A 6124-nucleotide genomic window follows, 5' to 3' on the forward strand; every position below is an offset into this window, starting at 1 on the left:
CGTGTGTGCCGTGCGGTCACCGCACCGGAGTGAAGTCCCGCGCCCCGATGAAGTCGGGCCGCGGCACCGGCGCCGCGAACGGCTCGACCGCCGTGTTCTCCACGCTGTTGAACACGATGAAGACGTTGCTGCGCGGATACGGCGTGATGTTGTCGCCGGATCCGTGCATGCAGTTGCAGTCGAACCAGGTCGCCGACCCGGCCCGGCCGGTGAACAGCCGGATGCCGTGGTCGTCCGCGAAGCGCGTCAGCGCCTCGTCGGACGGTGTGCCGGCGTCCTGCATCTGCAGCGACTTCTTGTAGTTGTCCTTCGGCGTCTCGCCCGCGCAGCCGAGGAACGTCTTGTGCGACCCCGGCATGATCATCAGGCCGCCGTTGGTGTCGAAGTTCTCGGTCAGCGCGATGGAGACGGAGACGGTGCGCATGTTCGGCAGGCCGTCCTCCGCGTGCCACGTCTCGAAGTCCGAGTGCCAGTAGAAGCCGGAAGCGCCGAAGCCGGGCTTCACGTTGATCCGGGACTGGTGGACGTACACGTCGGAGCCCAGGATCTGCCGGGCTCTGCCCACCACCCGCTCGTCGCGCACCAGCGCGGCGAACAGCTCGCTGATCTTGTGGACCTCGAAGACCGACCGCACGTCCTGCGACTTCGGCTCGATGATCGAGCGCTCGTCGGCGCGCACCGCCGGGTCGCTGATCAGCCGCTCCAGTTCGGAGCGGTAGACGGCGACCTCGTCGTCCCTGATCAGCTGGTCGACGGTGAGGAAGCCGTCCCGCTCGAACCCCATGAGGTCCGCCGTGGCGATCGGCCCCGGGGCGCCGGGTGCCGACCAGACGACCGGGTCCTTGCGGGGGGTGAGCACCTCACTGGCGCCACGGGTCGGGTACAGGTCGGTGCGTGCGGGTGCGGTGGTCATTTCTCAGCCCTCCTCGGTCAGCAGCGGGTAGACGCCGTTCTCGTCGTGGTCCTCCCGTCCGGTGACGGGGGGATTGAAGACGCAGACGCAACGGAAGTCCGTCTTGGGGCGCATGGTGTGCTTCTCGTGCCCGTCCAGCAGGTACATCGTGCCGGGCTCGATCCAGTGGGTCTCGCCCGTCTCGTCGTTGGTCAGTTCGGCCTCACCCTCCACGCAGAGCACGGCCTCGATGTGGTTCGCGTACCACATCGACGTCTCCGTACCCGCGTAGAGCACGGTTTCGTGGAGCGAGAAGCCGACCTTCTCCTTGGCGAGCACGATGCGCTTGCTCTCCCAGGTGCCGGAAGCGGACTTCACATGGCGCTCGGTGTTCTCGATGTCCTTGAACGATCGGACGATCACGGTGGTTCGTCACCTCTCGGTAGTCAGGGTGGTCAGGCGGTCTCTCGGACGGAGCGCGCCAGGATGCGCAGGCCCTCGTCCAGCTCGTCGGCGGAGATCGTCAGCGCCGGCAGCAGCTTCACGACCTCGCTCTCCGGCCCGGACGTCTCCAGCAGCATTCCGAGCTCGAAGGCGCGGGCGCAGACGGCGGACGCACGCGGCTTGTCCTCGAACTCCATGCCCCAGACCAGGCCGCGGCCGCGGAAGCTGACGCCCTCGCCGCCCATCTCGTCGACGATGGCGAGCAGCGCACGCTCGACCTGCTCGCCGCGGGCGATGGTCTGCTTCTCCATCTGCCCGTCGGCCCAGTAGGTGTTGAGCGCCGCGGCGGCGGTCACGAACGCCGGGTTGTTGCCGCGGAACGTGCCGTTGTGCTCGCCCGGCTCCCAGATGTCCAGCTCGGGCTTGAACAGGGTGAGCGCCAGGGGCAGGCCGTAGCCGCTGATGGACTTCGAGACGGTGACGATGTCCGGGACGATGCCGGCCTCCTCGAAGGAGAAGAAGCCGCCGGTGCGGCCGCAGCCCATCTGGATGTCGTCGACGATCAGCAGCATGTCCTGGCGGTGGCACAGGTCCTGCAGCGCGCGCAGCCACTCGGCGCGGGCCACGTTGATGCCGCCCTCGCCCTGGACCGTCTCGACGATCACGGCGGCCGGCTTGTTCAGGCCCGAGCCCTGGTCCTCGAGCAGCCGCTCGAACCAGAGGAAGTCGGGGACCTGGCCGTCGAAGTAGTTGTCGAACGGCATCGGGGTGCCGTGCACCAGCGGGATGCCGGCGCCGGCCCGCTTGAAGGCGTTGCCGGTGACGGCGAGCGAGCCGAGCGACATGCCGTGGAAGGCGTTGGTGAACGAGACGACGGACTCGCGGCCCTTCACCTTGCGGGCGAGCTTCAGCGCGGCCTCGACCGCGTTGGTGCCCGTCGGCCCCGGGAACATGACCTTGTAGGGCAGGTCGCGCGGCCGAAGGATCACGTTCTGGAACGACTCGAGGAACGCGCGCTTGGCGGTGGTGGCCATGTCCAGGCCGTGGGTGATGCCGTCGCGCTCGATGTAGTCGATCAGGGCCCGTTTCAGGACCGGGTTGTTGTGCCCGTAGTTCAGCGAGCCTGCGCCGGCGAAGAAGTCGAGGTAGGTGTGGCCGTCCTCGTCGTGGAGGTGGCTGCCCTGGGCGCGGTCGAACACGGCGGGCCAGCCGCGGCAGTAGCTGCGCACCTCGGACTCGAGGGTCTCGAAGACGCTCAGGGCGGGCGGGGTGATGGTCACAGCGAACTCCATGGGGGTGGGGTGGGCGCGAGAGGTCAGGGATGACGCGGCGCGCGCGGGGTGCCGTGCGGGCACGGGGCGCGCGGCAGCGGTCACGCGGCGACGGGGCCGATGCGGTACAGCACTTCCGGCTGGTGCGTCTCCTCGGGGAACAGCCCGCCGTCGAAGAGGACCTCGCGGCTGAGGGATGCTCCGTGGCGCTTGGCGTAGGAGGTGAACAGGGCGTCGGAGGCGGTGTTGTCCGGGGTGATGGTCGTCTCTATCTCGCGGACCCCGTGTCCGCCGGTGACCTTGGCGGTCAGTGCGTCCAGCAGGACGCCGGCCAGCCCCCGGCCCCGGTGCGCATGGTCGACGGCCACCTGCCAGACGACGAGCGCCTCCGGGCGGTCGGGGCGTACGTATCCGGTGACGAAGGCGATGGGCTCGCCGTCACGGCCGCGGGCCACGACGGAGGTGGCCGCGAAGTCGCGACACCACAGCAGGTAGCTGTACGAGGAGTTGAGGTCCAGGACCTCGGAGTCGCGGGCGATGCGCCAGATCGCGGCTCCGTCCTCCACTCGTGGGGTGTCGATCTCAAGGAATTCGTCTCGGGCTCGTACAAGGTCTTCTTGTGCGGCGGTCATGTCGATTCAATTTACCCAGCAAATTCGCGAATTGCATCGGGCCAGGGGGTTGGGTGCCGAGAGCCGTTGTGTTATCGCGCGGGCGCGAGCTCGCTCGGAATCGTCGAGCGATCGCGCGTGTTTGCTCGGAAATATCCGGGCATATCGGCCTCTCTGTGGTGTCCGTCACATGGCGGCAACCCGGTTGACACGTGCTTGAATCGACCCCGAAAACGATACGAATCCCTACGTTTAACGATCCGGATCGGGGGCAGCAGAATGCGGGGAGCTATTTACCGGAGTGAATGCGAATTTGCTCTCCGCTTTATTTCGGTGCGTTTATGCGGACGAATACGGGGCACCGGGAGCCGATGTGAGGATCCTGCCGGAGAGCGGCCGCGGAGGTGTGCCGCGGGCGAAGGCCCCGCGCGAGCGGGGCCCCCGGGCCTCAGCCCCAGCTCTCGCCGACCGCCCGGCGCGCGCCCTCGAGATCGACCGACCGGCCGTGCTCGGCCAGCGCGCCGCCCAGCGCCGCGAGCGACGACTGCACCACGCCACGGGTCGCGTCCACTCCGTAGTGGTTGATCCGGATCATCTCCGAGGCCAGCGGACCGCCACCGGCCATCACCGGCAGCGACGGGTCAGCGGCGAGCGCCTTCGCCACCAGGTCCCGGGCGTCCACCCCGGCCGGGGCGCGCAGCGTGGTCGCCACAGGGGCGGCGTGCCGTGCCTCGTGCACGTAGGGGGCGATGCCTCCGCCGAGCGCCAGCGCTCCCGCCCGGGTGGCCGCGGCGGCCGCCGCGTGCCGGGCCGTCACCGCGTCCAGGCCCTCCGACCCGATCCGCTCGAGGCACGCCTCGAGCGCCAGCATCTCCAGCTGCGCGGGCGCGTGGAGCAGGGCCTTGCGCCCGCCGTCGATCCAGCGCTGCTTCCAGTCGAGCAGCGACAGGTACGAGCCGCGGGGCGCGGCCGGGTTGGCGGCGATGCGTTCCCACGCCCGCTCGCTCACCGCCACGGCGGAGACGCCGGCCGGGCCGCCCATCGCCTTCTGCGCGCCGATCACGCACAGGTCCACGCCCCAGGCGTCGGGGAGCAGGGGCTCGGCGGCCACGGACGCGACCGCGTCCAGCATGAACACCGCGCCGTGCGCCCTTACGACCTCGCCGATCTCGGCGACGGGGTTGGTGTTGCCCGTCGCCGCCTCGGCGTGCACCAGCGAGACGAAGTCGATCTGCGGGTGCTCGGCCAGCGCCCGCGCCACCTGCTCGGCGCTCACCGCCGTGTGGAAGGGGACCTCGAGGTCCACGACATCGGCGCCGCAGTCGCGCAGCCAGTTGCCGAAGGTCTGGCCGTAAGGGCCCGTGACCACGTTCAGCGCCGTCGACCCGGGGTGCGCGCCGCCGCGGATGCAGCCCTCGAGGGGCAGCAGGGCCTCGCCCTGCATCACGACCACGTCCTGCTCGGTGCCGAGCAGCGCCGCGACCCGGCGCTCGATGGACGCGAAGTGCGCGGCGGTCAGCGGGGCGAGGTCCAGCAGCGGGTGTGTCACGGCGGTGCTCGGTTTCTCTCGGTGGTCCGGACGGCGTTCCCACCAGGGCCGGACGGTGTTCGGACAGTGTTCGGGCTCTCGCTCGAGAGTACCGAGGGCCTCGTACAGTTCCTGGCATGAGCGATCACACGGTGCTGCATGTGAAGGGGCGGGTGCTCGTCGGGCCCGAGGAGGTGCGGGACGAACTGTGGGCGGTCGACGGCCGGATCACCTTCGAACGTCCCCGCGCCGAGGCGGTCACCGTGCACGGCTGGGCGCTGCCCGGGCTGGTCGACGCCCACTGCCACGTCGGTCTCGACCACCACGGCCCGGTCGACGCCGCGACCAGCGAGAAGCAGGCCCTCACCGACCGTGAGGCGGGCACACTGCTGATCCGCGACGCCGGATCCCCCTCCGACACGCGCTGGATCGACGAGCGCGAGGACCTGCCGAAGATCATCCGGGCGGGCCGGCACATCGCCCGCACCCGCCGCTACATCCGCAACTACGCGCACGAGATCGAGCCCGAGGACCTGGTGGCGTACGTCGCGCGGGAGGCACGGCGCGGCGACGGCTGGGTCAAGCTCGTCGGTGACTGGATCGACCGCGACGCGGGCGACCTCACCGCCTGCTGGCCGCGCGGGGCGGTGGAGGCGGCCATCGCGGAGGCCCACCGGCTGGGGGCCCGGGTGACGGCGCACTGCTTCGCGGAGGACTCGCTGCGCGACCTCGTCGAGGCCGGCATCGACTGCATCGAGCACGCGACCGGGCTTACGGAGGAGACGATCCCGCTGTTCGCGGAACGCGGTGTCGCCATCGTCCCGACCCTGGTCAACATCGCCACCTTCCCCGCACTCGCCGCGGGCGGGGAGTCCAAGTTCCCCCAGTGGTCCGCCCATATGCGCCGGCTGTACGAGCGCCGCTACGACACCGTGCGTGCGGCCTACGACGCGGGCGTACCGGTCTTCGTCGGCACCGACGCCGGCGGTTCCCTCGCGCACGGGCTGGTGGCCGCGGAGGTCGCCGAGCTGGTGAAGGCGGGCATCCCGCCGCTCGAAGCGCTGTCGGCGACCACATGGGGAGCCAGGAGCTGGCTGGGCCGCCCGGCGCTGGAGGAGGGCGCCCCGGCCGACCTGGTGGTGTACGACGAGGACCCGCGGGCGGATGTGCGGGTGCTCGCGGCGCCGCGCCGGATCGTGCTCGACGGGCGGATCGTCGACTGAGGTACGGGTGACGGCGAACGGGAGCCGTACGGGCCGGCCGTACGGAAGCGCGTCCCTGAGCCGTCACGCGGTGAGAGGCCCGTCCGTCGCCGTCAGGGGAGCGGGGAGGTCGGTGGAGCCGGTCAGATAGCGGTCCGCCGCCGCCGCGGCGGACC

At 70.5% G+C, this 6124-nt stretch carries 6 protein-coding genes; 1 reads left to right on the plus strand and 5 read right to left on the minus strand.

Translation table 11 applies throughout. The features are described from left to right. Positions 1–16: 16 nt before the first annotated feature. The 5 genes from thpD to ACWGH4_RS29210 form a co-directional block, all read right to left on the minus strand. The gene (gene thpD / locus ACWGH4_RS29190; protein ID WP_453466201.1) at positions 17–913 is read right to left on the minus strand and encodes an ectoine hydroxylase; all 897 of its coding nucleotides are present in this window, start codon (positions 911–913) and stop codon (positions 17–19) included. A 3-nt stretch (positions 914–916) separates the two neighbouring features. Beyond that, on the minus strand, positions 917–1315 hold the full coding sequence (locus tag ACWGH4_RS29195; RefSeq protein WP_005319062.1) for an ectoine synthase: 399 nt from the start codon (positions 1313–1315) through the stop codon (positions 917–919). 32 nt (positions 1316–1347) lie between these two features. Continuing rightward, the gene (gene ectB / locus ACWGH4_RS29200; protein ID WP_364597718.1) at positions 1348–2616 is read right to left on the minus strand and encodes a diaminobutyrate--2-oxoglutarate transaminase; all 1269 of its coding nucleotides are present in this window, start codon (positions 2614–2616) and stop codon (positions 1348–1350) included. A 92-nt stretch (positions 2617–2708) separates the two neighbouring features. Beyond that, positions 2709–3239, minus strand: coding sequence for a diaminobutyrate acetyltransferase (gene ectA, locus ACWGH4_RS29205; RefSeq protein WP_441267189.1), 531 nt, complete (start codon positions 3237–3239; stop codon positions 2709–2711). Positions 3240–3666: 427 nt separating this feature from the next. After that, complete coding sequence (locus tag ACWGH4_RS29210) at positions 3667–4767, minus strand: pyridoxal-phosphate-dependent aminotransferase family protein (protein WP_453466204.1); 1101 nt, start codon at positions 4765–4767, stop codon at positions 3667–3669. A gap of 116 nt (positions 4768–4883) precedes the next feature. Here ACWGH4_RS29210 and ACWGH4_RS29215 point away from each other — a divergent pair, with 116 nt between their 5' ends. After that, a complete protein-coding gene (locus tag ACWGH4_RS29215) occupies positions 4884–5969 on the plus strand; it encodes an amidohydrolase family protein (protein WP_453466206.1) in 1086 nt (361 codons plus the stop codon). Positions 5970–6124: the final 155 nt, after the last annotated feature.

The organism is Streptomyces sp. NPDC054847 (assembly GCF_053610925.1).